Here is a 24,589-nt window from a genome sequence, read left to right as displayed (position 1 = left end):
TCCGACATGACCAATTCGACACAGACCAGCGCCAAGACCAAAGAGATCTTCGCCCGCCGCGAGTCCGAGGCGCGCAGCTATTGCCGCAGCTTCGACACCGTCTTTTCCAAGGCCAAGGGCAGCGTGCTGACCGACACTGACGGCAAGGAGTACATCGACTTCCTCGCCGGCTGTTCCTCGCTGAACTACGGGCATAACGACCCCGACATGCAGGCCGCGCTGATCGAGCATATTCAGGGCGATGGCATCACCCACGCGCTGGACATGTTCACCGACGCCAAGGCCAAGTTCCTGACCGCGTTCGAAGAGATCATCCTCAAGCCGCGCGGCATGGACCACAAGGTGATGATGACCGGCCCCACCGGCGCCAACCCCGTCGAGGCCGCGATCAAGCTGGCCCGCAAGGTCACCGGTCGCCACACGATCATCTCGTTCACCAACGGCTTTCACGGCATGACGATGGGTGCGCTGTCGCTGACCGGCAATGCCGGCAAGCGCGGTGGTGCCGGCGCGCCGCTGGATGGCGTCGCCCGCATGCCCTACGAAGGCGCCTTTGGCCCCGACGTGGACACGCTGGCCCAGATCGAGATGCTGCTCAGCAACCCCTCGTCGGGCATCGACGCGCCCGCCGCCTTCATCGTCGAGCCCGTTCAGGGCGAAGGCGGCCTGAACGCGGCCTCGAAAGAGTGGATGCAGGGCATCGCCCGGCTGGCCCGCGACCACGGCGCCCTGCTGATCGTCGATGACATCCAGGCAGGCTGTGGCCGCACCGGCACCTTCTTCAGCTTCGAGGAGTTCGGCATCGACCCCGACCTCATCACCCAGGCGAAAAGCTTCTCGGGCATGGGCCTTCCCTTTGCCGCGCTGCTGATCAAGCCGCAGCATGACATCTGGAAGCCGGCAGAGCACAACGGCACCTTCCGGGGCAACACCCATGCCTTCGTGACCGCCCGCGTGGCACTGGAAAAGTTCTGGAAGAACGACGCCTTCGAGAAGGACGTTCAAGCCAAGGGCGACCGGCTGGCCGAGGGGCTGGAGCGCATCGCCGCCACCATCCCCGGTGCCACCACCAAGGGTCGAGGCATGTTCCGCGGCATCGACGTCGGCTCGGGCGATCTGGCTGCCGCCATCTGCGGCACCTGCTTCGAAGAGGGCCTCGTGATCGAGACCTCGGGCGCCCATGACGAGGTGGTCAAGGTGCTGGCCCCGCTCAACATCCCCGACGCGCTGCTGGACCGTGGCCTCGACATTCTGGCGGATGCCGTCAAGCGCCACGCCCCCACAATCACCACCATGGCTGCGGAGTAACCCAAATGATCGTTCGCGACTTTCACAAGCTCAAGGACACCGATCGCGCCGTTTCGGATGCACAGTGGACCTCGGTCCGTATGCTGCTGGCCGACGACAAGATGGGTTTTTCCTTTCACATCACCACGCTGGCGGCCGGTTCCGAACACACGTTCCACTACAAGAACCACTTCGAAAGCGTCTACTGCATGTCCGGCAAGGGCTCGATCACCGATCTGGCCACCGGCGAGACGCACCAGATCACGCCCGGCGTCATGTATGCGCTGAACCTGCACGACCACCACACCCTGCGGGCCGAGGAAGAGCTGGTCATGGCCTGCTGCTTCAACCCGCCGGTGACGGGCAAGGAAGTGCATCGGGCCGACGGCTCCTATGCCGCGCCGGAGGAGGTCGAGGGCTGAACCCCCTCCCCCCGACGTCGCCCGCAAGGCGCGGGCCGGTCCCCGGCCCCGCCCAAACAACGCAAGGAATATTCTGACGTGAGCATTCAAGTCCCCAATACGCAAGGCACACATACGGTCGAGAAGATCGGCGGCACGTCCATGAGCCGCTCGCACGAGCTTCTGGACACCCTGTTTCTGGGCGACCGCGAGGATGCGTCGCTCTACAACCGCATTTTCGTGGTCTCGGCCTATGGCGGCATCACGAACCTGCTGCTGGAAAACAAGAAGACCGGAGAGCCGGGCGTCTACGGCCTGTTCTCCAACGCCGAGAACGATCACGGCTGGTCCGAGGCGCTGAGCACCGTCGCCACCGCCATGTGCAAGGCCCATGACGCGGTGCTGGAGCATCCCGGCGACCGGGCCGACGCCCATGACTTCGTCCGCGACCGGATCGAGGGGGCGCGCGGCTGCCTGATCGACCTTCAGCGCCTGTGCTCCTACGGTCATTTCCGCCTGAGCCAGCACATGCTGGTGATCCGCGAACTTCTGTCGGGCCTGGGCGAGGCGCATTCGGCCTTCGTGACCGCGCAGATGCTGCGCCGGGCCGGCGTCAACGCCCGCTGCATCGACCTGAGCGGCTGGCGCGACGAAGGGATCTATACCCTGGACGAACGGATCGAGGCCGGCCTGCGCGATGTCGACGTGACATGCGAGCTTCCGATCGTGACCGGCTACGCCCAGTGTTCCGAAGGTCTGATGCAGGAATTCGACCGCGGCTATTCCGAGGTCACCTTCTCGCGGCTGGCCGCCCTGACCGGTGCCGCCGAGGCCATCATCCACAAGGAATTCCACCTGTCGTCGGCCGATCCCAAGATCGTCGGCGAGAAGGCCGTGCGCAAGTTGGGACACACCAACTACGACGTGGCCGATCAACTGTCGAACATGGGGATGGAGGCGATCCACCCCAAGGCCGCCAAGATCCTGCGCCAGTCGGGCATCCCCTTGCGCGTGACCAACGCGTTCGAGCCCCACGATTCCGGCACGCTCATCGACAACGAGCCGTCGAAAGAGCCGGGCGTCGAGATGGTGACAGGCCTGGGCGTCTACGCCCTGGAGCTTTTCGAGCAGGACATGGTCGGCGTGAAGGGCTACGACACCAAGGTCCTGGACGTGCTGGCACGCCACAAGATCCGCATCGTCGCCAAGTCCTCGAACGCCAACACGATCACCCATTACCTGGATGCGCCCCTCAAGGCCGTCCGCCGGGTGGAGCGGGACCTGTCCGAGATTTATCCCAACGCCACTCTGTCGGCGCGTAACCTGGCGGTGGTCTCGGCCATCGGGCGCAACCTGGCCGACCAGAACGTGCTGTTGAAGGGTCTGACCGCGCTTGACGAGGCCGGTATCGACATGATCGCGGCCCAGCAGACGACCCGCACGGTGGACGTGCAGTTCGTGGTTGCCCGTGATCGCATGACCGACGCGATCGAGGCGCTGCACCGCAAGCTGGTGGCCCGCGCCCGGATGGACGCCCAGAAGGCCAAGCCCGCCGCGGCTGCCTGAGCCGACACCCCCCCTATTGACCGGTTTCAACCGCCTGCCCCCACCGGGGCGGGCGGTTCAGCCATGCGTTGACGTCAGAACGGCATTGCATTGGTTCCGATTGATTGGTGCCCCCGAGCCCTTATATTGCAATGCAGCATGATAAGGAGTTCGATCATGGTTGATGTCACTTCTTCGACCCACAACGCCAAACCCGACAGTGGCTTTCTGGGCTTTTTCACCTCGCTCTTCGCTCGCCGCGATGCAGCGTTCTCCTTCGGCATCCTGTCGGGCCTGACCGCGCATCGGATCTACAAATCCCTCGACGCGAAAAGCGACGCCGAGCTTGCCCGCATGGGCCTCAAGCGGACGGATATTGCGCAGGCCGCCTTCACCCGCGCCTTCCCCGCCTGAGCCAAAGCCGACACGGGCCGCCAGCGCGCGGCCCCGAAGAAACACCGCCCCCGCCATCTGCGCAGGGGCGGTTTTTTCATGTCTGAACGGCCCCGCTGATCGCACCCCGCGGCGTGGGGCCGCTTTCTTCCCTCCAGCGACCAATTTACTCGACATTGGCTGAACCAATCTGATATTGGTTTCAGGAATCGATCCGCGCCCTCGTCGCGCGGTGGCCGGCAGGGTGAAGGGAGCGCCATGACGGAAGATGCCGGAGCCCTCACGCAGTTGCGTGCGTGGCTCGCCAACCAGCAATTGCCAGAGGACAGCCGGCTGCCCGCCGAACGGCAGCTCTGCACCCTTCTTGGCACCTCGCGCAGTGATCTGCGCAAGGCGCTCAGCGTGCTGGAGAAGGAAGGCGTGCTGTGGCGTCAGGTCGGCAAGGGCACCTTCTTCGGCATCCGCCCCGTCGACGAGATGACCTCGATCTCGACGCTGGCCGCCCGCTCCACCCCGTCGGAGGTGATGCGTGCCCGGGTCAAGGTCGAGCCGATGCTCGCCTTCGAGGCCGCGCTCAACGCCACCGCCCAGCAGATCGACGAGCTGCGCCACTGCATGCGCCTGTCGCGCGACGCGGATTCCTGGCGCAAGTACGAGACATGCGACAACCTCTTCCACAAGACCGTGGCCGAGGCGACGGGCAACAAGGTTCTGGTTTCGCTGTTCGATCAGCTCAACCTGGTGCGCCGCGCCGTGGTCTGGGGCCGCGGGCGAAAACGGGCGGAGGGTCCGCCCCCCGATCACCACAGCTATACCGAGCATCAGCGCGTCATCGACGCCATCGCAGAACGGGACGCGCCCCGTGCCCAGGCCGCGATGCTGGCCCATCTGCGCGCGGTCGAGGCCGCGCTGATCCACAACGAGCATGACGCGCCGACGCCGCTGGAGGCGCGCGCCGCGATGCGCCCCGCCACCCTTCCCGGTGCAGGCTCGGGCGCGGAGGCCGCCGAATGATCCCCCGCGCCGCCGCCCCCGCCACAACTACCAACGAGGACCCCGCCTTATGCTGAACCTGTCGCTGGCAACCTGGGATCATGATCGGGTCATGGCCCTGCACGACGGCCGTGTCACGGTGCCGGGTGTCAGCTTCGAAAGCCATGTGGAGCCGACATCCAAGCTGTTCCCCCTGGCCGTGCAGGAAGCCCGCTACGACGTGACCGAGCTGTCGGTCTCCAGCTACGCGCTCCAGGTGTCGCGGGGGGAATGCGAATACACCGCCATCCCCGCCTTCATCAGCCGCGCCTTCCGCCACAGCGGCTTTTTCGGGCGCCGCGGATCGGGCGTGGAAAGCCCCGCGGACTTGGCCGGGCGACGGGTGGGCGTGCCCGAATACCAGATGACCGCTGCCTTGTGGATGCGCGGGATCCTGGCCGACGAATACGGCGTCGACAATTCGGCCATTCACTGGCGCACCGGCGCCCTGGATGCCGGGGTCCGGCGCGAACGGCTGGAACTGGCCCTGCCCCCCGGCATGGTGGTCGAACCCATCACCGAAGGCGACACGTTGCAGGACATGCTGCTGCGGGGCGAGATCGACGGCCTGCTGGCCCCCAAGCCGCCCCGCGCCTTCCTGGATGGAAACCCGGATCTGGTCCGGTTGCTGCCCGACTTTGCCGAGCAGGAGCGCGCCTATCACCAGCGCACGGGGTTCTTCCCGCTGATGCATCTGGTGGCCGTGCGAAAAAGCATCGTTGAGGAACACCCCTGGCTGCCCCGGGCCCTTTACGACGGCTTCGTCGCGGCCCGCGATCTGGCACTCAAGCGCCTCGAGGATGTCTGGCTGGGCAATGCCAACCGCCTGTCCCTGCCCTGGCTGAACGAGACCATGGAGAAGACGCGCGCCGCCATGGGGCCCGATTTCTGGCGCTATGGCTTTGCCGCCAACCGGGCAGAGCTGGACGCCGTCTGTCGTTATTCCTTCGATCAGCATCTCGCCGCCAGACGCCTGGCGCCCGAGGATCTGATCCACCCATCGATGCAGGAGAGCTGATGTCGCCGGAAATGATCCATGCGGGCCTTGGATGGCAAGTGGCGTCGGTGCTGATCGCGGTCAGCTTCGCGGCCTCGTTCATCACTGCCGCCTTCGGCATCGGCGGCGGCGCGGTTATGCTTGCGGTGCTGGCCAGCCTGTTGCCGGCCGCCGCGATCATCCCGGTGCACGGGGTGGTGCAGTTCGGCTCGAACGTGGGGCGCGCGGGCATCATGCTGCGCCATGTCCACTGGGCCACGATGCTGCCCTTTCTGGCCGGCGCCGTGCTTGGGGTGGGCCTTGGCGGCGCGGTGGTGGTGCAGCTGGAGCCGGGGCTGATCCAGCTTGCGGTCGGCGGCTTCATCCTGTGGTCGGTCTATGCGCCACCGCCGGATTTCCTCAGGCGTTCGGCCGCGATCGCGGGGGGTGTGTCGAGCTTTCTGACCATGTTCTTCGGGGGCACCGGCCCCTTCGTGGCGGCCTATGTGCGCGCCCAGAACTTCGGCCGGATGCAGCATGTCGCCACCCACGCGGCGCTGATGACCGCGCAGCACCTGCTGAAATCGCTGGTCTTCGGCTTTCTGGGCTTTGCCTTCGCCGAATGGGCGATCTTCATCGCCATCCTGGTGGCGGTGGGTTTCCTGGGCACCGTGGTCGGCCGGCTGGTGCTCGGCAGGCTGGAGGATGTGGGCTTTCGCCGTATCCTCGGCGTCATACTGACATTGCTTGCGCTGCGGCTGATCTATGCCGGGGCGATGGATCTTTGGGCCGGCGGGGAGGCCGCCCTCTGATCGCGACGACACGAACCAACACCCCGGCCAAGCGCGGCGACCGGGGACACAAGACGAAAACGCGCGAAGACTGGATAAGGGAGGATCCGATGATCCGTAATAAACACATGAACCGCCGAGAGCTTCTGACCCGCGGCGTGGCGACCACCGGCATGGTGATGGCGGCGCCCTCGATCCTGCGGGCCGAAAGCTATCCGTCGCAGAACATCAACGTCTACATCCCCACCCGCGAGGGCGGCGGTGCCGACCGCAACTTCCGCGCCTTCACCAGCGTCTGGAAGGAAAAGCTGGGCGCCGATTTCGAGCCGGGCTTCTACCCCGGCGCCTCGGGCCGTGTGGGTTACGAGGTGTTCATGGGCAAGGCCGAGCCCGACGCCTATAACCTGATCTTCGGCAACATGGGTCCCGAGGTGCTGAACTGGGCGATGAAGGAGCCCAATTTCGACATCAACGACTATGTCTACTTCGGGCGTGTCGATACCGACCCGGGCTGTGCCTTCGTCGGTTCGGAAAGCAAGTTCACCTCGATCGAGGAGATCGTCGAGGAAGGCAAGAAGCGCGTCCTGAACGTCGGCACCAGCCGCATGGCGCACCCCGCCTCCATCGGCATCCTCGCCCTGGGCGAGAAGACGGGCGCACAGTTCAACCTGATCCCCCTGTCGGGTGGCAAGAACACCATCGCCGGTGCCGTCACCGGCGAGGTCGACTTCTCGGTGCTGACCTCGGGCTCGGTCATCGCGGCCGGCGACTCGGTCAAGACCGTCCTGGTCTTCGGCGAGAACCGCGTGGGCGAACAGCTCAACAACGCGCCCTCAATCAACGACCACTACGACATGCAACTGGCCGAGATGCTCTCGTCGCGTGCCTTCGCCATCCACCGCAAGGCCATCGAGGATTTCCCCGAGCGTTACGAGATCCTGAAGAGCACCTTCAAGGAGACCTTCGACGACCCGAAGCTGATGGAGGCCTACGTGGCCGCCAAGGGCACGCCTGAGTACCTCAACTACGGCGGCGAGGAGGAATGCGCCGAGTTCGTCAAGGCGATGCTGGAGCTGGGCGCCAAGTACAAGCCTCTGCTCACCGGCGCCTGATCCCGGGCAGACAGGAGGGCGGCGGCATTCCGTGCCGCCGCCGTCACTTCGCAAACCCGCAGTCCCACGACGAAAGGCCGAAAATGGCGCAGCCGCATCCGAAAAGACACCTTGGAGGGGAATTGGTCATTCCCGTCCTCGCGATCGTCTTTACCCTCTATTTCTTCAGTACCATCCTGAACTCCCCCTGGACCGCGCAGGTCAGCGCCTTCTCGCTGGGCTCCCTGCTGCTGCTGTTCTGCGTGATCTTCGTGGCGAAGACGGTCTATCAGCTTCGCCGGGGCGACGGCACGCTGAGCTTTGGCAACATCGTCTCGCGCGATGACCTGGCGTCGGGACGGGTGGGCCTTTTCCTGGCAACGCTCGGCTTTACGCTGCTGATCGACTACCTGGGCTTCACCCTTACGACATTCCTCTTCCTGCTTGTCAGCATGACCATCCTGGCACGCGGTCGCGGGTTCATGCGGATCACCCTGGTCTCGGCGCTGATGGCGCTGGGGGGCTGGGCAGTGTTCATCCTGGCCTTCGACACGCGCTTTCCGCGCGGCTGGTTCGAGACGACGATGAAGGCGGTGCTTGCAAATGGGTGATACAGCCAACCTTCTCGCCAGCGTCTTTCTGGACACCATCAGCTACTGGTGGGTCATCATCCCGACGATCTTCCTGGGGCTGATCGTCGGCGGCATTCCCGGCTTCTCGGCCGCCAACACCATCATCATCCTGATGCCCCTGACCCTGTCGATGGACCTTCAGACCGGTCTGATCTTCATGGTCTCGCTTTACAGCGCGGCGCGCATGGGCGCCGGCATCCCGGCGATCCTGGTCAATATTCCCGGAACCGCCGGGGCCGCGGCGACACCGCTGGACGGCTATCCCATGACCCGGCAGGGCCGTGGGCAGCAGGCGCTGGCGATCACCTTCGTCTCCTCCTCGCTGGGCGGCCTTCTGACCACAGTGGTGGCGCTTGCGACCATGCCGATCCTGGCCCGCGTGGGCTTTTACATGCACTCGGTCGAGATGATCGTCGTGATGCTCTTCGGCATCTCGCTGATCGCGTCGATCGCGGCGCAGGACATGCTCAAGGGTCTGATCGCGGGCTTCTTCGGTCTGATGATCGGCTCCATCGGGACGGACGTGGTCTATGCTACGCCCCGGGGGACCATGGGCTTTCTGGAACTTTACGACGGCGTGCCGCTGATCCCGGCGCTGGTCGGTCTTTTCGCCGTCTCCGAGGCGTTCATCATCATCGAGAAAAAGGTCATCCTGACCGACGAGGGTCAGGCGGCCATGGCCAACCCGTCGTGGTCGGCCACGTTCGAGGGGGTCAGCATCGCCCTCAAGCGCTGGGTGCACATCGTCTGGACCTCGCTCATCGGCCTGATCATCGGGGTGATCCCCGGCGCCGGCGCCTCGATCGCCAGCTTCGTCGCCTACCAGCAATCGCGCACCTTCTCGAAGACGCCCGAGCTTTACGGCACGGGCCATCCCGAAGGGCTGATCGCCCCCGAAAGCGCCAACAACGGTGTCACCTCGGGCACGCTGGTGCCGCTGCTGGTCCTGGGCATCCCCGGGGGTGCGACGGCCGCGATCATGCTGGTCGTGATGCAGTTCCACGGCGTCAGCTTCGGCCCCTCCCTCTTCGAGAGACAGCCGGAGGTCGGCTATGGCATGTTCATGGCCATGATGGTCAGCTACCTGCTGATGATCCTGACGATCCTGCCGCTCAGCCGCTACATGAGCCGGGTCACCACGGTGCCCACCATCTACCTTGCGCCGATGATCATCAGCTTCACGCTGGTCGGCGCATTCGTGCCCCGCGAATACATGTTCGACATGTTCCTGGCCCTCGCCTTCGGCGTTCTGGGCTACATCGCGCGCCGCACCGGCTACCACGTGGCGGCGATCCTGATCGGCGTCATCCTCGGCCCCCTGCTCGAAACCTATTTCCTGCGGGCGCTGAAGAAATCGCAGGGCGACATGAGCATCCTGTTCTCGTCGAACATCGGCAACGTGCTCTGGGTTCTCCTGGTGCTGTCGCTGGTGCTGCCACCCATCCTGAAACTGAAACGCAAGCGTCGTGACCGGCGTCTTGCAACCCTGAGCGGAGACTACCAATGAGCGCGACGACCACGATGAAACAAGAGGTCGAGTACGAACTCTCGCGCAACATCCGTCGGTTGGGCCGGCTGGAAATCCAGGGCGGCGGCCAGGTCGAGGTGCATGGCAACCTGGTCTTCGTCGGGCACATGAAGCCGCCGATGGGCACGTCGATCATCGACGTGTCCGACCCGGCCAACCCCACGGTGCTTAGCCATATCGAGCCGCCCGACGCCTATTCCCACACCCACAAGGTGCGCGTCTGCGGCAACATCATGATCACCAATGTCGAGCAGGATCGCCGTCACTTCCTGCGCAAGGCCGACAAGATCCCCGCCATTCGCGCCGAAATCGGCGACGGCGCGACCGACGCGCAGATTGCCGAACGGCTGGGCGTGAAGACCGAGGACATCGCCGATCTGGAAGAGGCCAAGGCACGCGGCTACTACGGGGGCGGTTTCCGCGTCTGGGACATCTCGGACCCGCGGGCACCGAAGCTGCTGTCCTATGTGCGCACCCACGGCTTCGGGGTGCACCGTTTCGATATGGACGAGCGCCACGCCTACATCTCGACCGAGATGGAGGGCTATGTCGGAAACATTCTGGTAACCTACGACATCACCGATCCTGCCAACCCGCGCGAAATCTCGCGCTGGCACATGCCCGGCCAGCACGAGGCCGGAGGCGAAAGCCGCGACTGGGAAGGTTATGGCATCCGTCTGCACCACGCCATGCGCTGCGGCGACGAGCTTTGGGCCGCCTGCTGGCACGCGGGCTTCCGGGTGCTGGACGCAAGCGATCTGAACAAGACGCCCAAGGTTCTGGGCAGCTTCGAGTTTCCGCCCGCCATTCCCGAGCCCACCCACACCATCATGCCGATGGAGCAGCGGGTGAACGGGCGCCGCTATGCCCTGTCGATCGACGAGGAGCATGACCACAAGCCCGGCCGTCTGCACGGTTTCCTGTGGGTGATGGACGTGACCGACCTGTCGGACATCAAGGCCGTCGCGGCCTGGGACCTGACCGAGCGGGCAAGCCCCTGGGTCGGCCAGCCCGGCGTGCGGTTCGGCGCACACCAGTATCGCGAAAAGCTGGACGGCAATCTGGTCTATGCCACCTGGTTCGCCGGCGGTCTGCGGGTGCTGGACCTATCCGATCCGCTGTACCCCACCGAGATCGCCCATTTCATCCCCGAGCCCGGCAAGGGCGGCCCCGCGCAATCCAACGACGTGGACGTGGGCGAGGATGGGAGGATCTACCTTTTGGACCGCAACCACGGACTGGACATATTGGAGATGACGACATGAGTGAAGATCTGCTGCCCCACAGCATGGGCGAAGGCGTCGACGTGTCCAAGACCGCCATCGGCATCCGCCGCGTCAGCGCCCGCAACCAGGGCTCCACCCGCAGCGTGATGATGGTGCGCGACCATATCCTTGTGACCGACGAGAAGGAAACCAACACCGGCCCGACTCCGCTGGAGATGACGCTGTCGTCGCTGCTGGGTTGCGAAGGGGTGATCATCAACCGCTGTGCCGAGGCGATGAATTTCGCCTACACCGCGGTCGAGATCGACGCCGACGGCGAAGTCGATCAGCGCGGCTCACGTGGGGTGCAGGGCGTGCGCCCCTATTTCACCAAGGTCGACATGCGCATCCGCGTCCATACACAGGAAACCCAGGACCGGCTGGACCGGCTGGCCCGCAACGTGGAATACCGCTGCCCCGTGATGAACCTCTTCCGCTCGGCCGACGTCGAGCTGAACGTGAGGTGGGAACAGGTCGTGCCATGAGCCTGACCCTTCGCATCAACGGTCGGGATCGCCAGATCGACAGCGATCCCGACACACCGCTGCTGTTCGTCCTGCGCGACGAGCTGAAGCTGAAGGGCGCCAAGCTGGGCTGCGGGCTGGAGCAGTGCGGCGCCTGTTTCGTGCTGGCCGATGGCGAGGCGGTGCCAAGCTGTGTCACCCCCGCCGCCGTCTTCGCCGACAAGCAGGTGGTCACGATCGAGGGTCTGGCAGAGCGTGAGACCGGCGCACGGGTGCAAAGGGCCTTCGTCGATGCTCGTGCCGCCCAATGCGGCTATTGCACCGCCGGCATGGTCGTCGCCGCGACCGCGCTGCTGGAGGCAGAGCCGGGTGCGGACCGTGACCGGGCACGGGTCGCGCTGGAGCGTAACATCTGCCGCTGCGGCAGCCATCCGCGCGTGTTGGACGCCATCGAGAAGGCCGCGAAAACTACATGAACATCCAGGAATATCCCCTTGTTTCGGATTGGCTTCGGCCCGATGGCGATCACTTGGTGATCCGTTCGGGCAAGGTCGAACTGGGCCAGCGGATCACAACCGCCTTGATGCGGATCGTGGCCGAAGAGCTGACGCTGCCCCTCGCGGCCCTGCGGATCGAGCCGGTGCGCACCGGCGTCACGCCTGACGAGGGCGTGACCTCGGGCAGCAACTCGGTGGTCGACTCGGGCGGGACCCTGCGTCTTGCCGCCGCCACCCTGCGCGCCCGCGCCATGGCCCTGGCCGCCGAACGGCTGGCCGAGGGGGTGGCCGACAATGCCCCCGATCTTCGGATCGCCGATGGGCGGATCACGGACCCGGCCAGCGGCCGGCACGTGAACCTGCTGAAGATCCTGGCCGACTGCGGCGACGCGCTGCCGGTCGACCCCGATGCGCCCCCCTTGCCCCTCGCGGACCGCGCACCCGCGCCCTCGGCCCCGCCCCTGGGCCTCGAGGAGATCGTGCGCGGCGCCTATGCCTTTGTTCAGGACCTGGAACGGCCGGGCATGCTTCACGCCCGCGTCATCCGCCCGCCCCGGCGCAATGGCCGGCTGGAAGCCATCGACGCGGAGGCCCGCGCCGCGATGGCCGAGCGCGGGCTTGAGATCGTCCAGGACGGGTCTTTCCTGGCCGTGGCCGGCCCGGCCGAATGGGACGTGATCCGGGGTGCCACCCGCCTTGCGCGGGGATGCTCCTGGACCCCCGGTGCGGATCTGGACGAGGGGGATTACCAGGACCTGCTTCTCAACAACCCCCGAACCTCCGTGCCGGTGGTGGACGGCATGCCCCAGGACGCCCCCGTCCCACCCCCTTTCGAGGCCCCGGATTTCGAGGCGACGTTCACCCGTCCCTACCAGCTTCATGGCGCGATGGGCCCCTCGGCCGCGCTTGCCGAATGGGGCAAGGACGGGCGGCTCGACCTCGTCACCCACAGCCAGGGCATCTACCCCCTGCGCCAGACGATCGCCGAAAGCCTTGGCCTTGAAGAAAATGCGATCACCATCAGCCATGCCCCCGGCCCCGGCTGCTATGGCCACAACGGCGCCGACGACGCGGCCTTCGAGGCCGTGCTGATCGCCCGCGCCCTGCCCGGCCGCCCCGTCCTGCTGAAATGGACCCGCGAGGACGAGCATGGCTGGGAACCCGTCGCCCCGGCGATGGTGGTGCGCATGGCGGCCCGGCTGGAGGGCGACCGCATCGCCGCCTATTCGGCCGAGGCCTACAGCGATACCCACCGCGGCCGCCCTCGTCCGGGTCCCGACCGCGCCGGGCCCCGCCGGCTTCTGGCCAACACCTACCGGGAAGCCCCCGAGGAGCCGTTCGTCGCCACGCCCAACATGACCCGGCACGCGGGCCTGCACCGCAACCTCGATCCGATCTACAAGGTCGGTGAAAAGCGCATGGTCAAGAACCTGGTGCACGACCTGCCGCTGCGCAGCTCGGCCATGCGCTGCCTGGGCGCGGCGGTGAACACCTTCGCCCACGAGGCGTTTCTGGACGAGCTGGCCGAGGCCGCGGGCCAGGATCCGCTGGAATTCCGGCGCGCCCATCTTGAGGATCCCCATGCCCTGGCCGTGCTGGACCGGCTGGCCGAGGCGCTGGCCGACAGCCCGCCTGCCGAGGGCGCGGCCCGGGGCATCGCATATGCTCAGTACAAGAACCGGATGACACGGGTCGCGGCGGCCGTGGACCTGCGCGTCACCGAAGCCGCAGAGCCAGTGCTGGAGCGTATCCTGCTGGTGGCCGACGCGGGCCGCATCGTCGATCCCGAAGGGCTGCGCGAGCAGCTTGAGGGCGGCGCCTTGCAAGGCGCAAGCTGGGCGCTGGTGGAAGAGTTGCACTGGGACCGCGACGGCGTGATTGACCGGGATTGGGACAGCTACCCCGTCCTGCGTTTCCCGCAGGTGCCACGGATGGAGACACTGCTGATCGACCGGCCCGACGCGCCCTCGGTCGGCGCGGGCGAGGCCTCTCCCGGCCCGGTGATCGGCGCCATCGCCAACGCGCTTTACGGAGCCACCGGAATGCGGATGCGGCGGATGCCCTTCACGGCTGACCGCCTGATGTCGATGGCGCTGGCTGAGTAGGCCTCCGGTACCACGCCCAGCCCTGGGTCACGACAGCAAAAGGCCCGCGCGATGGCGCGGGCCTTTTGTCCGTGGAACCTTTGGCCGGGCGCCGCATGGCCGCGCAGGCGCTTGGAGGGGCGCCGCCCGTAGCGCGCCCCCCTCCGCTCAGGGCAGCCTCAGACCACTTTGACCTTCAGCTCGCCCACACCCTCGATCTTGCCGACCATGGTGTCGCCCTTCTTGACCGCGGCCACGCCCGAGGGCGTGCCGGCCAGGATCACGTCGCCCGCCGCCAGTTCGAAATAGTCCGACAGGTAGGAGATCATCTCCGGCACCTTCCAGATCATCTGGTTCAGGTCGCCTTCCTGGCGCAGCTCGTCGTTGACCAGCAGCTCGACACGGCCCTCGGAAGGGTGGCCGATCTTGTCGGCGGGCACCAGCGCGTTGATCGGCGCCGAACGCTCGAACGCCTTGCCGATTTCCCACGGCCGGCCGGCCTTCTTCATCTCGCCCTGAAGATCGCGGCGGGTCATGTCGAGGCTGACGCCGTAGCCCCACACATGGCTCAGCGCGTCCTCGACCTTGATGTTGGTGCCGCCGGATTTCAGCACGACGGCAAGCTCAATCTCGTGGTGCACGTCCTGGCTGTGATCGGGATAGGGAAACTCGCCCGAGGAATCGAGGTTGTTGGGGTTCTTCTGGAAGAAGAACGGGTCCTCGCGGTCCGGATCGTGCCCCATCTCGACGGCATGGGCCGCGTAGTTGCGCCCGATGCAATAGACCCGGCGCACCGGGAAGGTGGCACCGGTGCCTTCGACCGGGATCGTCGGGACGGGCGGCTGCTCGATCACGTATTCGGACATTGCGGGTTCCTTTTCGCTGAATGATGGGCTTGTAATAGGACAGGGGCGCCATAAGATCAATCGCAACCAATCCGATTTTTTCGGATCAATGCGGGAAATCGCCCGTAACAACTGCATTCCGGTGCTTCGGCCCCGGATCAATCCTCTACGCGGAAGGGAATCGAACAGGGTGATTCAACGGCACGACAGGATGGAAGAGGGATCCGCACAGGACCGGCTTCGCCGTTTCATCGAAGGCGGCGGCTATGGCGTGGGCGACCGTCTGCCCCCCGAGCGGCAGCTCATCGCCGAGCTGGGCATGACCCGCACGGCCCTGCGCAAGGGGCTTGAGGCGCTGGAACGCGAAGGGGCGATCTGGCGTCACGTGGGCAAGGGCACATTCGTCGCCGGCGTCGCCTCGGAAGTGGCGGCGATGGAAGATACCGGCGAGGCACAGCCCCCCGCCATCCCCGCGCCTCTGATGGATCTTGGCCGCCAGATCACCCCGCTGCGGATGATGCGCGCACGCCTTTGCATCGAACCCGCGATTGCCCGCGAAGCCGCCGCCAACGCCTCGACCGAGGCAATCACCCGGGTGCGCCTTGCGATGGAACGCGCCAACGCGGCCACCAGCTGGCGCGATTACGAGGCCCAGGACGACCTGTTCCACCGCGCCATCGCCGAGGCCACCGACAACCCGATGCTGCTGGCCGTCTTCGACCAGATGAACCAGGTCCGCCGGGTGGTGATCTGGGGCAATCTCGAACGTGAAAGCGCGCGCCCGGCCCATGACCATTCGAGCTTTGGCGAGCATACGGCCGTCACCAACGCCATCGCAGAGCGCAACCCCGCCGCCGCCTACGAGGAGATGCGGATGCACCTGCGCTCGGTCTCGCGGCGGCTTTTCGACGAGGAATAGGCCCACGCGAGCCCGGCACCCTTCGCGCTTTCGGGTGCCTACGTCCAGGGGCCGCGCCGGGCGCAAGGACGGATTTGCCGGTTCGAATGGCGGCCCCGCGTTGCCGCCCTGCCCCGCTTCGCATACGGTGGGATACAATTACCCATCCCCAGTCAGCCGGAGCCCCGAGTGACCGTTCCCACGTGGCTCCCGCGCCTGAATGCCTTCGTGATCGCCTCAGCCGGCGCCGCGCTCTTCAGCCTGCTGGGCCTGCCCCTGCCCTTCCTCTTCGGCCCCATGTGCGCCTGCCTCTTCGCGGCGCTGGCCGGCGTTCCCATGCGGGGGCTGGGCCAGGTCTCGGTGGCGGCGCGGACGATCCTGGGCGTCGCCGTGGGTGCCTCGCTGACGGTCGCGGTGGTGATGCAGCTGCCGCGAATGCTGCCGACCCTGGCGCTGATCCCCGTCTACATCGCGGTGATCGCGGCGGTGGGCGTGCCCTTCTTCACCCGGCTTTGCGGCTTTGACCGGGTGACGGCCTTTTACGCGGCCATGCCGGGGGGGCTTCAGGACATGGTCATCTTCGGCCAGGAGGCCGGCGGCAACGTCCGCAGCCTGTCGCTGGTTCATGCCACCAGGGTCCTGATCATCATCAGCCTGGTGCCGCTGCTGCTCAACACCATGTTCGACCGCTCCCTCGACCAGCCCATCGGCGCGCCGGCGGCCCAGATCCCCCTGTGGGACCTCGTGCTGATGACACTGGCGGCGCTTGCCGGCTGGAAGATCGGCGAGCGGCTGGGCCTTTTCGGCGCCTCGATCCTGGGGCCGATGTTCGCCACCGCCGCCCTGGCGCTTACCGGGCTGATCACCCACCGCCCGCCGGCCGAGGCGATCCTGGCCGCCCAGTTCTTCATCGGCACCGGCATCGGTGTGCATTACGTCGGCGTGACCTTCGACGAGCTGCGCCGCGTCGTGCTGTCGGCCGTGGCCTTCGTCGCCGTCCTGGCCCTGCTGGCAGCCGCGTTCACCGAAGCACTGGTGCTGCTGGAACTGGCCCCCGCGGTCGACATCTTCCTGGCCTACGCCCCCGGCGGCCAGGCCGAGATGACGGTGCTAGCCATCGTGGCGGGCGCCGACCTGGGCTTTGTCATCGTCCACCATCTGGCACGGATCGTGCTGGTCATCATAGGTGCCCCCCTCGTCGCCAGGGTGGTCCTGAGACGACGGCCAAATGATGCGTCTAGGCGGTGAAAACCGGCTCGGGTCGGTGACACGGCAGGCGGTTCGGATAAGCGGGGGATAATGGCGGAGAGACAGGGATTCGAACCCTGGAGACGGTTTCCCGCCTACACACTTTCCAGGCGTGCGCCTTCGACCACTCGGCCACCTCTCCGTGCTGGGGTCTTTAGCCCCGAACCGACCCTCAAGACAAGGGCCGATATGCGATTTTTCATGTATCCAGGTGGATGTTCACCCGGCGGTTGCGGCGGCCCTTGTTCTCGACCTTGCCGACCCGGATGCCGCCGATCTCGCCCAGGCGCGCGACATGGGTTCCGCCGCAAGGTTGCAGGTCGATCTGGTCGTCCTCCTCGCCGATATGGATCAGCCGCACCCGGCCCGCGCCCGTGGGCGGGCGGACGGACATGGTCTTTACCAGCTCTGGCTGGGCGGCAAGCTCGGCGTCGGTGATCCAGCGTTCGCTGACCGGGTGATCCTGATCGATCAGTTCGTTGAGCGCGGCCTCCAGCCCGTCGCGGTCGGTCTCGCCGTCGGGCATGTCGAAATCCAGCCGCCCTTTCGCGGCGCCGATCGCACCGCCTGTCACCGGCAGCGGGATCAGCACCGAGAGCAGGTGCAGGGCGGTGTGGACCCGCATGTGGCGAAAGCGCCGGTCCCAGTCGAGCCGCTGGACAAGCTCGGTGCCGACGGGCGGCAGGGTGACAGGCTCGGCCGGCACCAGCACGATCCGCCCGTCGGTGCCGCGCACCGCCGTGGCGATCGGAAGTCGCCGCGCGCCCGCGACCAAAAGCGTGCCGCTGTCGCCGGGCTGGCCGCCGCCGGTGGGGTAAAAGAGGCTTTGGTCCAGCACCAGCCCCCCCTCCTCCGTGTGGGCCACGACCGTGCCCGGGGCCTCGGTCAGGTAGGCATCCTCGCGGTAGAGCATCCGGGTCATTGGCTCTTCTCCCCTGCGGGATCGGGCGTGTCGGGCGCGGCCGTCAGGGCCGAGGGGCGGGCGATCTCGTCGGCGACGTCGCTCGACATCTCCCCCTCGGGACGGGCAGTCCCCTCCTCGGGCTTGCTGGCTTGTTCCTCCTCGGCAGGTGGCGCGCCGGCGGGCGCGCCGCCGCCCCCGGGTTGCAGAACCTCGGGGTTGCGCAGCCACACGTCCCGCTGCGCGAAGGGAATCTCGATCCCTTCCTCGGCAAAACGCTTGGCAATGGCGTGGTTCAGCTCGGACTTGGTGGGCAGCAGGAAGTTCACGTCGCGCAGGATGGCGCGGATCTCGAAGTCCATGCTGTCGGCGCCGAAGCCCTGGAACAGGACGCCGGGGCGCGGGTTGGCCAGCACCATTGGATGGGCCTGGACGATCTCTTGCAGGACCTTCTCGACCTTGCGGGTGTCGGTGCCATAGGCCACGCCCACCGGCACGATCACCCGCCCGATCAGATTGCCCAGGGTGTAGTTGGTCACCGTGCCCGAGATCAGGTCGGCGTTGGGCACGATCACGTCCGTGCGGTCGAAGGTCTCGATCCGGGTCGAGCGGACCGAGATCGCCCGCACGTAGCCCATTGTGCCCCCGACCTCGATCCAGTCGCCTTCCGACACCGGCCGCTCGATCAGCAGGATGATCCCGGAGACGAAGTTCGAGACGATGTTCTGAAGGCCGAAGCCGATGCCGACCGACAGGGCGCCGGCGACGATGGCCAGCGACGACAGGTCGATGCCCGCCATGGTGATCGCGACCACGGCGGCCAGGAAGATCCCGACATAGCCGAGACCCGCCACGATGGCGTTGCGCCCGCCCACGTCGATCTTGGTCTTGGGCAGGACCGAGTTGCGGATCGTGCCCTGCACCAGGCGCGTCGCCAGATAACCCAGAACGAAGACGACGACAAAGGTCACGAAATCGGTGGGCGAGATCCGCGTCTCGCCGATCTGGAAACCCTCGCTGAAGCGCGCCCAAAGCTCGGTCAGGTCCGACACGCGCGCGCCCCAGATCAGCGCCGCCACCGGCAACGCGGCCAGCGACAGGGCAAAGCCGATCAGCACCGGGATCAGCGCGTCGCGTGCCCGGTCCTCGCCGCGCACCAGGACGGCGTAAATGTCGACGACCAGCTTTTGCAGCAGGCCCATCAGCGCCAGCAGCCCCAGAGTCAGGATCGTCGGGAACAGCAACGCCGCCGAGAACATGCCAAAGCCCACCGCCGCCAGAAGCGGCGCCAGGATCGAGATGGCGATCACCCCACGCCCCAGCAACGTCAGCAGCCGGTCGCGGTAGGAGGGCTCTTCCTCGGCAGGCTCAGGCCGGGTGCGGTTGGCCAGGATCTGCCCCAGCCGGAACAGCAGCAGCCCGCCCACGACCAACACGCCGAAATTCAGAACAGCGCGGGTCGGCTCGCTATAGTTCTCCGAGGCCGCCAGCGTCGCCAGCACGATCCAGACCGCATAGGTCCACCCCAGCAGTGTCGCGCTCCAACGGCCCTGCCAAGCACGCTCGGGCGTCAGGTCCACCAGCCGCGAACTCAGGTCAGACGACAGGGTCATCCGCCCGATCCAGGTGGCGCCCAGTATCGCCAGCGCCGCAATCGGCAGCACCGACAGCACCGCGTCGCCGCGCAGGCCCACGATCCCCAGCGCATAGACGATGCGCGTCAGCAGATAGATCCCCAGGATCGGCAGCCCCACCTGACCCAGCGACAGTGCGAAGATCGCGACGCTGGTGCCCAGACGCGGTCGGGCCTGCAACCGGGTAATCAGCGTCTCCACCCAGCGGCGCGAGCGCAGGATCAGCAGCGCGCCGATGGCGAAAAAGATCAGGATCCGCGGCAGGTTGTCGTTTGCCTCGCGCTGCTGCGCAGGGCGTCCCCAAGCCGAGGCGACCTCGGACTGGATGGTCATCACTGACTGGGTGATCGCCTCGAGCGCGGGCCCCCAGTGGCGCGGATTGAGCGGTGAGCTGCCAAGTTCCAGCAGCGCGTCGGCTTGGCGTTCACGGACCAGGCGGTCGATCTCGCGGATGATGCCGTCGGCCTGGCGATAGGCTTCCTCGGCGCGGATGCCCGGCGCCTGCGCGGTCGACAGCTGGCTGTTCAGCTCGGCGCGGCGGCGGGCAATCTCGGGCGCCTCGGTCTCGCCTTCCTTGGGCTCGGGGCCCAGCACGTCGATCTGCTGGCGCAGCGTCCGGATGCGGGCAGCGTTGGCGTCCTGCGCGGATTGGAACTGGGCGCGCCAATCGGCGATCTGGGCGCGCAGTTCCTCCAGCGCCACGGTCGAGGCGCGGCCCGCCTGGATCGCTTCTTCGGCGCGGGTGGCGGTGGCCTCCCACCGGGCATAATCGGGCGTATCGGCGGCCTGCGACGGGCTCGGCTCCAAGACCGGCAGAAGGCCCGGCACGGCCGTGCCGGGCACGGGTGTGTCGACGATTGCCCCGTCGGCCGCGGCGGCATCGGCGGCGGCGCCGTCGGCCGGCGCACCCTCAACTGGGGCCGCGACGGGTGCCTCGCTCTGCGGCTGTCCGGCCGTGCTGCCGGATTGCTGCGCCATCGCAGCCCCCGATGACAGCAGCGCCAAAACGAGAAGGATCACCGGCAGGGCCCGGAATGCCCCCCCGGGCACGCACAGGTTTCGCCAACACCCCGCGAACGCGGGGCGCATCGTCGCGCTGACAACACTCATCGGATCACTCTTTCTCGAAAACATCCGGCATCACGACCGGCGCGCGGTCCAGCCACTCGGGCACGGGCAGGCCCTTTTCCTTGAGGAAAGCGGGATTGAACAGCTTGGACTGGTAGCGGGTGCCGTAATCGCACAGCACCGTCACGATCCGGTGGCCCGGCCCCATGTCCCGCGCCATGCGGATGGCGCCCGCGACGTTGATCCCGGACGACCCCCCAAGGCAGAGCCCCTCATCGCGCAGCAGATCGAAGACGACCTGAACCGCCTCGTCGTCGGGCACCTGGTAGGCGTAATCCACCTTCAGCCCCTCGAGGTTGGTGGTGATCCGGCCCTGGCCGATCCCCTCGGTGATCGAGCTGCCCTCGGACTTCAGCTCGCCATCGGTGTAGTAATGGTAAAGCGCGGCCCCCATCGGGTCGGCGATGCCGATCTTCACATCCGCCTTGCGCGCCCGCAGCCCCTCGGCCACCCCCGCCAGCGTGCCGCCCGACCCCACGGCGCAGATGAACCCGTCGACCTGGCCGTCGGTGTCCTCCCAGATCTCGGGTGCTGTGGTTTCCACATGGGCCTGACGGTTGGCGACATTGTCGAACTGGTTGGCCCAGACGGCGCCGTCGGGCTCGGTCTCGGCCAGCCGCGCCGCCAGCCGCTCGGAATAGCGCACGTAGTTGTTGGGATCGCGGTAGGGGGCCGCCGGCACCTGCACCAGCTCGGCGCCCGCCAGGCGGATCATGTCCTTCTTTTCCTCGGACTGGGTCTCGGGGATGACGATCACGGTGCGGAACCCCATCGCCGCCCCCACCAGCGCAAGTCCGATGCCGGTGTTGCCGGCGGTGCCCTCGACGATGGTGCCGCCCGGGCGCAGGGTGCCGCGCGCGATCGCGTCGCGAATGATGTAAAGCGCGGCGCGATCCTTCACCGACTGGCCGGGATTGAGAAACTCGGCCTTGCCCAGGACTTCGCATCCCGTGGCCTCGCTGGCACCGTTGAGGCGGAAAAGCGGCGTGTGGCCAATGGCGTCCGGCAGGTCGCGATAGATCGGCATCGTCAGGCTCCTTTGAACGTGCCCCCCCTGATAGCCGCAGGAGGCGGTGATCTCAAGCGATGGCGCCCCGTGCGGATCGGGGCGTCGGCGGCTCTATGCCCCGCCCGCCCGCAGGCGCTCGCGGTTCGCCGCCAGCCACAGAAGCGAGATTATGAGCGGCGCATTGCGGGTCTGGTCTTCGGCCATCAGCGCCATTGCCTCGTCGAAGGGCAGCACGAAGGTGCGGATATCCTCGCCCTCCGACGCCTCGCCGCCGATGCCGCCCGCCCCATCCGGCAGCTCGGCCAGCCCGATGTAGGAGATGACGTATTCGGTGGTCGTGCCCGTGGCCGGGTAATAGCCTGCGATCCGCTCCAGCGCGCCGATCTCAAGCGACGCCTCCTCGCGCACCTCGCGGCGGGCGGCGGCGGCGGCCTCCTCGCCGGGATCGATGCGCCCCGCCAAGGGCTCGATCGACCACGGATAGGCCTCGCCCCGCAGGTAAAGGCTGCCGCGGAACTGTTCGGCCAGCATCACCCGGTCGCGTGAGGGATCGTAGGGCAGGACCGTCACCGCGTCGGCGGCCACGAAACATTCCCGCTCCATCCAGTCGCAAAGCCCTCCGTCGAACCGGGGATGGCGCAGCTCGGTCGTGCGGGTCTGGAAGAACCCGTCGTGGCTGACCCTGTCGGCGCGAACGTCCACTGCCTCGCGCCCCGGCCCTTCGGCATGGCGCGGACGGCTCCCCTTCCCCGCACGCAGACGCGCCGCGGCGCGCACGAGAATATTGTTGAGCCGCCCGGCCGGATCCCTCTCCGCGTCGCCGTGCAGGCCCCTGCCCCGGCCCGGGTCCAGATCCAGGATCTCCACAGCCGCGTGTTCCATGATCGCCAGCAGGCGCGGCCCCCAGTCATCCGGATCCCAGGCTTCGATGCTTTCACTGTCGCGAAAATATCCCTGCACTCCACCGGGGCCCGCGTCCGTTCCAGGCAGGTCGCACCGCCGGCCGCCCTGGAAGGCCATGAAGCGGTCCAGCCGCGCCAGCGCCTCCGGCGTCAGCGCCCATATCTCGCCCTCGACCGGCTCCCGGTCCCGTCCGCCCGCGACAAGGGACGGGATGGCGCCCGCCGCCGGTCCTTGGGCCAGCGAATGGCCCGGCAGGGACAGCGCGCCCTCAAGGGCGCCGTGCCCGTCCGGGCCCAGAATGCGTGCCAGCAGCGAGGGCGCGCAAAGCGGCCGGTGCAGGAAGACCCGCGCGCTCACTTCCAGCGGCGCCCGACCCAGGCGGCCAGGAAGGCGGCCAGCAGGCCGCCGATCGCCGCCGTCAGCAGGATCTCGAGCGAGAAGATCACCAGCCCCGCCTCCCCCATCAGCTCGAACACCCCGGTCAGTGCATCCTCCACCCCGCGATAGCGTTTCTGCATGCTGCGCTCGATCATCTCGACGATCGAGAAGATCAGCACGCCCCAGAACAGCACCAGCGCCCCGGCGACGATGCCCTGGTTGAAGCGCACCACCCAGCTGTCCTGGGAGCTTCCGGCCCCGCGCCCGCCCAGGGTGAACCACCCGACCAGCAGGCCGATCAGGCTCCAGCCCGGAACGATGTGCGGCGGGCGGTATTCCCGTGGCAGGTTCTCAAGGTAGAGGTCCGCGACCAGTCCGGCCGCGATTGCGAGAATGACGGCGGCAACCAGTCGGGAGGCTGTGGGCATGGGTTCAGGCCGGTCTTGCTATTGCGATCTGTGTCACGTCGCAGTTTCGGCTGTGGAAGGTCGCGGCGCAAGAGGTCAGATACAGATTCCACATCCGCCGGAATCCCTCGTCAAACCCCATCTCGCGGGCCTCGTCCCAGCGGCCGTTGAACCGGTCGTACCACAGGCGCAGGGTGCGGCTGTAGCTTTCGGCAAACTCGACCGAGCCCACGATATCGAGACCGGCGCGCGCCACCTGTTCGCGCAGGGCCGTGGGGCTGGGCAGCATACCGCCCGGGAAGATGTATTTCTGGATGAAATCGACACCCTTGCGATAAACCTCCCAGCGGCGGTCCTGGACGGTGATGATCTGCAGCCCGGCACGCCCGCCCGGTTTCAGCCGCGCCTTCAGCGTGTCGAAATAGACCGGCCAGTATTGCTCTCCCACGGCTTCGAACATCTCGATCGAGGCGATGGCGTCGTAGCTTCCGGTCTCGTCGCGGTAATCGCGCATGACGATCTCGACCTGGTCGGCAAGACCCGCCTGCGCGATGCGGCGGGTGGCATAGTCGTGCTGTTCGCGGCTGATGGTCAGCGCGGTCACCCGCAGCCCCCGCTCCCGCGCGGCGAATTCTGCGAACCCGCCCCAGCCGCAGCCGATTTCCAGCACGTGATCGCCCGGCCCCACCCCCAGCATGTCCAGCAGGTTCGCGTATTTCGCCTGTTGCGCGGTCTCCAGGTCGTCGTTGCCGTCCCGGAAATAGGCCGAGGAATAGGTCATCGACGGGTCCAGCCACAGCCCGTAGAACCCGTTGCCCAGGTCGTAATGGGCCGAGATGTTGCGCCGGGCCTGTTTCCGGCTGTTGCGCCGCAGCCAGAAGCGCCCCCGCTCCCAGGCGCGGATCAGCCCCATGCCGGGGAAGCCGTCGAAAAGGGCGTCGTTGTCCGCGTGCACGAGGTCCATGAACGCCTGAAGGTCGGGCGTGTCCCAGCCGCCCTCGACATAGGCTTCGCAGAACCCCAGGTCCCCGTCGCGGATCAGCCGCGAGAAGACGTCCGCATCCTTGATCCGCAACTCCGCCTCGGGGCCCGGGTTCTGCCCTTCGACCCGGAAACGGCGGCCGTCGGGCAGCACGAAATCCAGTCGCCCGTTGCGCATCTGGCTCGCCACGCGCATGGCCGAGGGAAAGAAGCGGGGAAGGTTTCTTTCGCCGCGGGTCGTATGTCTGACGTCCATATGGGTCCTCATGGG

General features: G+C 67.0%; 23 protein-coding genes and 1 tRNA gene. 16 read left to right on the top strand and 8 right to left on the bottom strand.

Annotated elements, in window-relative coordinates:
• The first annotated feature begins 6 nt into the window (after positions 1-6).
• The 14 genes from ectB to CLV77_RS06270 all read left to right on the top strand — a co-directional run bounded on the left by ectB (position 7) and on the right by CLV77_RS06270 (position 14,007).
• Positions 7-1,308 (top strand): diaminobutyrate--2-oxoglutarate transaminase, encoded by a 1,302-nt coding sequence (gene ectB, locus CLV77_RS06335; RefSeq protein ID WP_076978768.1) that lies wholly within the window; start codon positions 7-9, stop codon positions 1,306-1,308.
• 5 nt (positions 1,309-1,313) lie between these two features.
• Positions 1,314-1,709, top strand: coding sequence for an ectoine synthase (locus CLV77_RS06330; RefSeq protein WP_076978769.1), 396 nt, complete (start codon positions 1,314-1,316; stop codon positions 1,707-1,709).
• A gap of 84 nt (positions 1,710-1,793) precedes the next feature.
• Complete coding sequence (locus tag CLV77_RS06325; RefSeq protein WP_269843280.1) at positions 1,794-3,254, top strand: aspartate kinase; 1,461 nt, start codon at positions 1,794-1,796, stop codon at positions 3,252-3,254.
• A 156-nt stretch (positions 3,255-3,410) separates the two neighbouring features.
• A complete protein-coding gene (locus CLV77_RS06320) occupies positions 3,411-3,647 on the top strand; it encodes a hypothetical protein (RefSeq protein ID WP_076978771.1) in 237 nt (78 codons plus the stop codon).
• Between the two features lie 237 nt (positions 3,648-3,884).
• Positions 3,885-4,640 carry a FadR/GntR family transcriptional regulator gene (locus CLV77_RS06315; RefSeq protein ID WP_076978772.1) on the top strand — a complete coding sequence of 252 codons (756 nt, stop codon included), beginning with the start codon at positions 3,885-3,887 and terminating at the stop codon, positions 4,638-4,640.
• 49 nt (positions 4,641-4,689) lie between these two features.
• Complete coding sequence (locus tag CLV77_RS06310; protein WP_076978773.1) at positions 4,690-5,676, top strand: type 2 periplasmic-binding domain-containing protein; 987 nt, start codon at positions 4,690-4,692, stop codon at positions 5,674-5,676.
• The gene (locus CLV77_RS06305) at positions 5,676-6,446 is read left to right on the top strand and encodes a sulfite exporter TauE/SafE family protein (RefSeq protein WP_083707650.1); all 771 of its coding nucleotides are present in this window, start codon (positions 5,676-5,678) and stop codon (positions 6,444-6,446) included. Before CLV77_RS06310 ends, CLV77_RS06305 begins: the two co-directional genes overlap by 1 nt.
• 89 nt (positions 6,447-6,535) lie before the next feature.
• Positions 6,536-7,537, top strand: coding sequence for a type 2 periplasmic-binding domain-containing protein (locus CLV77_RS06300; protein WP_114351056.1), 1,002 nt, complete (start codon positions 6,536-6,538; stop codon positions 7,535-7,537).
• 122 nt (positions 7,538-7,659) lie between these two features.
• Complete coding sequence (locus CLV77_RS06295) at positions 7,660-8,127, top strand: tripartite tricarboxylate transporter TctB family protein (protein ID WP_076978775.1); 468 nt, start codon at positions 7,660-7,662, stop codon at positions 8,125-8,127.
• Complete coding sequence (locus CLV77_RS06290) at positions 8,120-9,655, top strand: tripartite tricarboxylate transporter permease (protein WP_076978776.1); 1,536 nt, start codon at positions 8,120-8,122, stop codon at positions 9,653-9,655. Before CLV77_RS06295 ends, CLV77_RS06290 begins: the two co-directional genes overlap by 8 nt.
• Positions 9,652-10,941, top strand: coding sequence for an LVIVD repeat-containing protein (locus CLV77_RS06285; RefSeq protein ID WP_197685753.1), 1,290 nt, complete (start codon positions 9,652-9,654; stop codon positions 10,939-10,941). Before CLV77_RS06290 ends, CLV77_RS06285 begins: the two co-directional genes overlap by 4 nt.
• A complete protein-coding gene (locus tag CLV77_RS06280) occupies positions 10,938-11,426 on the top strand; it encodes an OsmC family protein (RefSeq protein ID WP_083707651.1) in 489 nt (162 codons plus the stop codon). The genes CLV77_RS06285 and CLV77_RS06280 overlap by 4 nt, the downstream gene beginning before the upstream one ends.
• Complete coding sequence (locus CLV77_RS06275) at positions 11,423-11,881, top strand: (2Fe-2S)-binding protein (protein WP_076978777.1); 459 nt, start codon at positions 11,423-11,425, stop codon at positions 11,879-11,881. The genes CLV77_RS06280 and CLV77_RS06275 overlap by 4 nt, the downstream gene beginning before the upstream one ends.
• Entirely contained in the window at positions 11,878-14,007 is a 2,130-nt protein-coding gene (locus CLV77_RS06270) for a molybdopterin cofactor-binding domain-containing protein (RefSeq protein WP_076978778.1), read from the top strand. The genes CLV77_RS06275 and CLV77_RS06270 overlap by 4 nt, the downstream gene beginning before the upstream one ends.
• 158 nt (positions 14,008-14,165) lie before the next feature.
• Here the strand turns inward: CLV77_RS06270 and CLV77_RS06265 are convergent, their stop codons facing one another.
• Positions 14,166-14,852, bottom strand: a complete 687-nt coding sequence (locus tag CLV77_RS06265; protein ID WP_076978779.1) for a fumarylacetoacetate hydrolase family protein — start codon at positions 14,850-14,852, stop codon at positions 14,166-14,168.
• Between the two features lie 190 nt (positions 14,853-15,042).
• Here CLV77_RS06265 and CLV77_RS06260 point away from each other — a divergent pair, with 190 nt between their 5' ends.
• Positions 15,043-15,750 (top strand): FadR/GntR family transcriptional regulator, encoded by a 708-nt coding sequence (locus CLV77_RS06260; protein ID WP_076978780.1) that lies wholly within the window; start codon positions 15,043-15,045, stop codon positions 15,748-15,750.
• Positions 15,751-15,918: 168 nt separating this feature from the next.
• Positions 15,919-16,977 carry an AbrB family transcriptional regulator gene (locus CLV77_RS06255; protein ID WP_233128032.1) on the top strand — a complete coding sequence of 353 codons (1,059 nt, stop codon included), beginning with the start codon at positions 15,919-15,921 and terminating at the stop codon, positions 16,975-16,977.
• Between the two features lie 52 nt (positions 16,978-17,029).
• Here the strand turns inward: CLV77_RS06255 and CLV77_RS06250 are convergent.
• From CLV77_RS06250 to CLV77_RS06220, 7 genes are all read right to left on the bottom strand, one after another.
• Positions 17,030-17,119: transfer RNA gene (locus tag CLV77_RS06250), tRNA-Ser, on the bottom strand.
• 57 nt (positions 17,120-17,176) lie between these two features.
• Complete coding sequence (locus CLV77_RS06245) at positions 17,177-17,899, bottom strand: alanyl-tRNA editing protein (RefSeq protein WP_076978782.1); 723 nt, start codon at positions 17,897-17,899, stop codon at positions 17,177-17,179.
• A complete protein-coding gene (locus CLV77_RS06240; protein WP_144023216.1) occupies positions 17,896-20,532 on the bottom strand; it encodes a DUF3772 domain-containing protein in 2,637 nt (878 codons plus the stop codon). The genes CLV77_RS06245 and CLV77_RS06240 overlap by 4 nt, the downstream gene beginning before the upstream one ends.
• 94 nt (positions 20,533-20,626) lie before the next feature.
• Positions 20,627-21,667 carry a cysteine synthase A gene (locus CLV77_RS06235; RefSeq protein ID WP_076978784.1) on the bottom strand — a complete coding sequence of 347 codons (1,041 nt, stop codon included), beginning with the start codon at positions 21,665-21,667 and terminating at the stop codon, positions 20,627-20,629.
• A 93-nt stretch (positions 21,668-21,760) separates the two neighbouring features.
• Positions 21,761-22,909 carry an NUDIX domain-containing protein gene (locus CLV77_RS06230; protein WP_083707654.1) on the bottom strand — a complete coding sequence of 383 codons (1,149 nt, stop codon included), beginning with the start codon at positions 22,907-22,909 and terminating at the stop codon, positions 21,761-21,763.
• Positions 22,906-23,358: a TrgA family protein gene (locus tag CLV77_RS06225; RefSeq protein ID WP_083707655.1), complete on the bottom strand. Its 453-nt coding sequence runs from the start codon at positions 23,356-23,358 to the stop codon at positions 22,906-22,908. Before CLV77_RS06225 ends, CLV77_RS06230 begins: the two co-directional genes overlap by 4 nt.
• Before the next feature lie 4 nt (positions 23,359-23,362).
• The gene (locus CLV77_RS06220; protein ID WP_076978785.1) at positions 23,363-24,574 is read right to left on the bottom strand and encodes an SAM-dependent methyltransferase; all 1,212 of its coding nucleotides are present in this window, start codon (positions 24,572-24,574) and stop codon (positions 23,363-23,365) included.
• Positions 24,575-24,589 lie beyond the last annotated feature (15 nt).

The organism is Brevirhabdus pacifica (assembly GCF_002797755.1).
Lineage (GTDB): Bacteria > Pseudomonadota > Alphaproteobacteria > Rhodobacterales > Rhodobacteraceae > Brevirhabdus > Brevirhabdus pacifica.
This window is presented reverse-complemented; position numbering and strand designations above follow the sequence as displayed.

What these genes read in the sequence shown, in the direction of transcription:
- CLV77_RS06225 (WP_083707655.1), bottom strand. Translation starts at nt 23,358, where the DNA reads ATGCCCACAGCCTCCCGACTGGTTGCCGCCGTCATTCTCGCAATCGCG.
- CLV77_RS06300 (WP_114351056.1), top strand. Translation starts at nt 6,536, where the DNA reads ATGATCCGTAATAAACACATGAACCGCCGAGAGCTTCTGACCCGCGGC.
- CLV77_RS06245 (WP_076978782.1), bottom strand. Translation starts at nt 17,899, where the DNA reads ATGACCCGGATGCTCTACCGCGAGGATGCCTACCTGACCGAGGCCCCG.
- CLV77_RS06270 (WP_076978778.1), top strand. Translation starts at nt 11,878, where the DNA reads ATGAACATCCAGGAATATCCCCTTGTTTCGGATTGGCTTCGGCCCGAT.
- CLV77_RS06290 (WP_076978776.1), top strand. Translation starts at nt 8,120, where the DNA reads ATGGGTGATACAGCCAACCTTCTCGCCAGCGTCTTTCTGGACACCATC.
- CLV77_RS06315 (WP_076978772.1), top strand. Translation starts at nt 3,885, where the DNA reads ATGACGGAAGATGCCGGAGCCCTCACGCAGTTGCGTGCGTGGCTCGCC.
- CLV77_RS06265 (WP_076978779.1), bottom strand. Translation starts at nt 14,852, where the DNA reads ATGTCCGAATACGTGATCGAGCAGCCGCCCGTCCCGACGATCCCGGTC.
- CLV77_RS06320 (WP_076978771.1), top strand. Translation starts at nt 3,411, where the DNA reads ATGGTTGATGTCACTTCTTCGACCCACAACGCCAAACCCGACAGTGGC.
- CLV77_RS06275 (WP_076978777.1), top strand. Translation starts at nt 11,423, where the DNA reads ATGAGCCTGACCCTTCGCATCAACGGTCGGGATCGCCAGATCGACAGC.
- CLV77_RS06310 (WP_076978773.1), top strand. Translation starts at nt 4,690, where the DNA reads ATGCTGAACCTGTCGCTGGCAACCTGGGATCATGATCGGGTCATGGCC.
- CLV77_RS06235 (WP_076978784.1), bottom strand. Translation starts at nt 21,667, where the DNA reads ATGCCGATCTATCGCGACCTGCCGGACGCCATTGGCCACACGCCGCTT.
- CLV77_RS06330 (WP_076978769.1), top strand. Translation starts at nt 1,314, where the DNA reads ATGATCGTTCGCGACTTTCACAAGCTCAAGGACACCGATCGCGCCGTT.
- CLV77_RS06305 (WP_083707650.1), top strand. Translation starts at nt 5,676, where the DNA reads ATGTCGCCGGAAATGATCCATGCGGGCCTTGGATGGCAAGTGGCGTCG.
- CLV77_RS06220 (WP_076978785.1), bottom strand. Translation starts at nt 24,574, where the DNA reads ATGGACGTCAGACATACGACCCGCGGCGAAAGAAACCTTCCCCGCTTC.
- CLV77_RS06280 (WP_083707651.1), top strand. Translation starts at nt 10,938, where the DNA reads ATGAGTGAAGATCTGCTGCCCCACAGCATGGGCGAAGGCGTCGACGTG.
- ectB (WP_076978768.1), top strand. Translation starts at nt 7, where the DNA reads ATGACCAATTCGACACAGACCAGCGCCAAGACCAAAGAGATCTTCGCC.
- CLV77_RS06285 (WP_197685753.1), top strand. Translation starts at nt 9,652, where the DNA reads ATGAGCGCGACGACCACGATGAAACAAGAGGTCGAGTACGAACTCTCG.
- CLV77_RS06260 (WP_076978780.1), top strand. Translation starts at nt 15,043, where the DNA reads ATGGAAGAGGGATCCGCACAGGACCGGCTTCGCCGTTTCATCGAAGGC.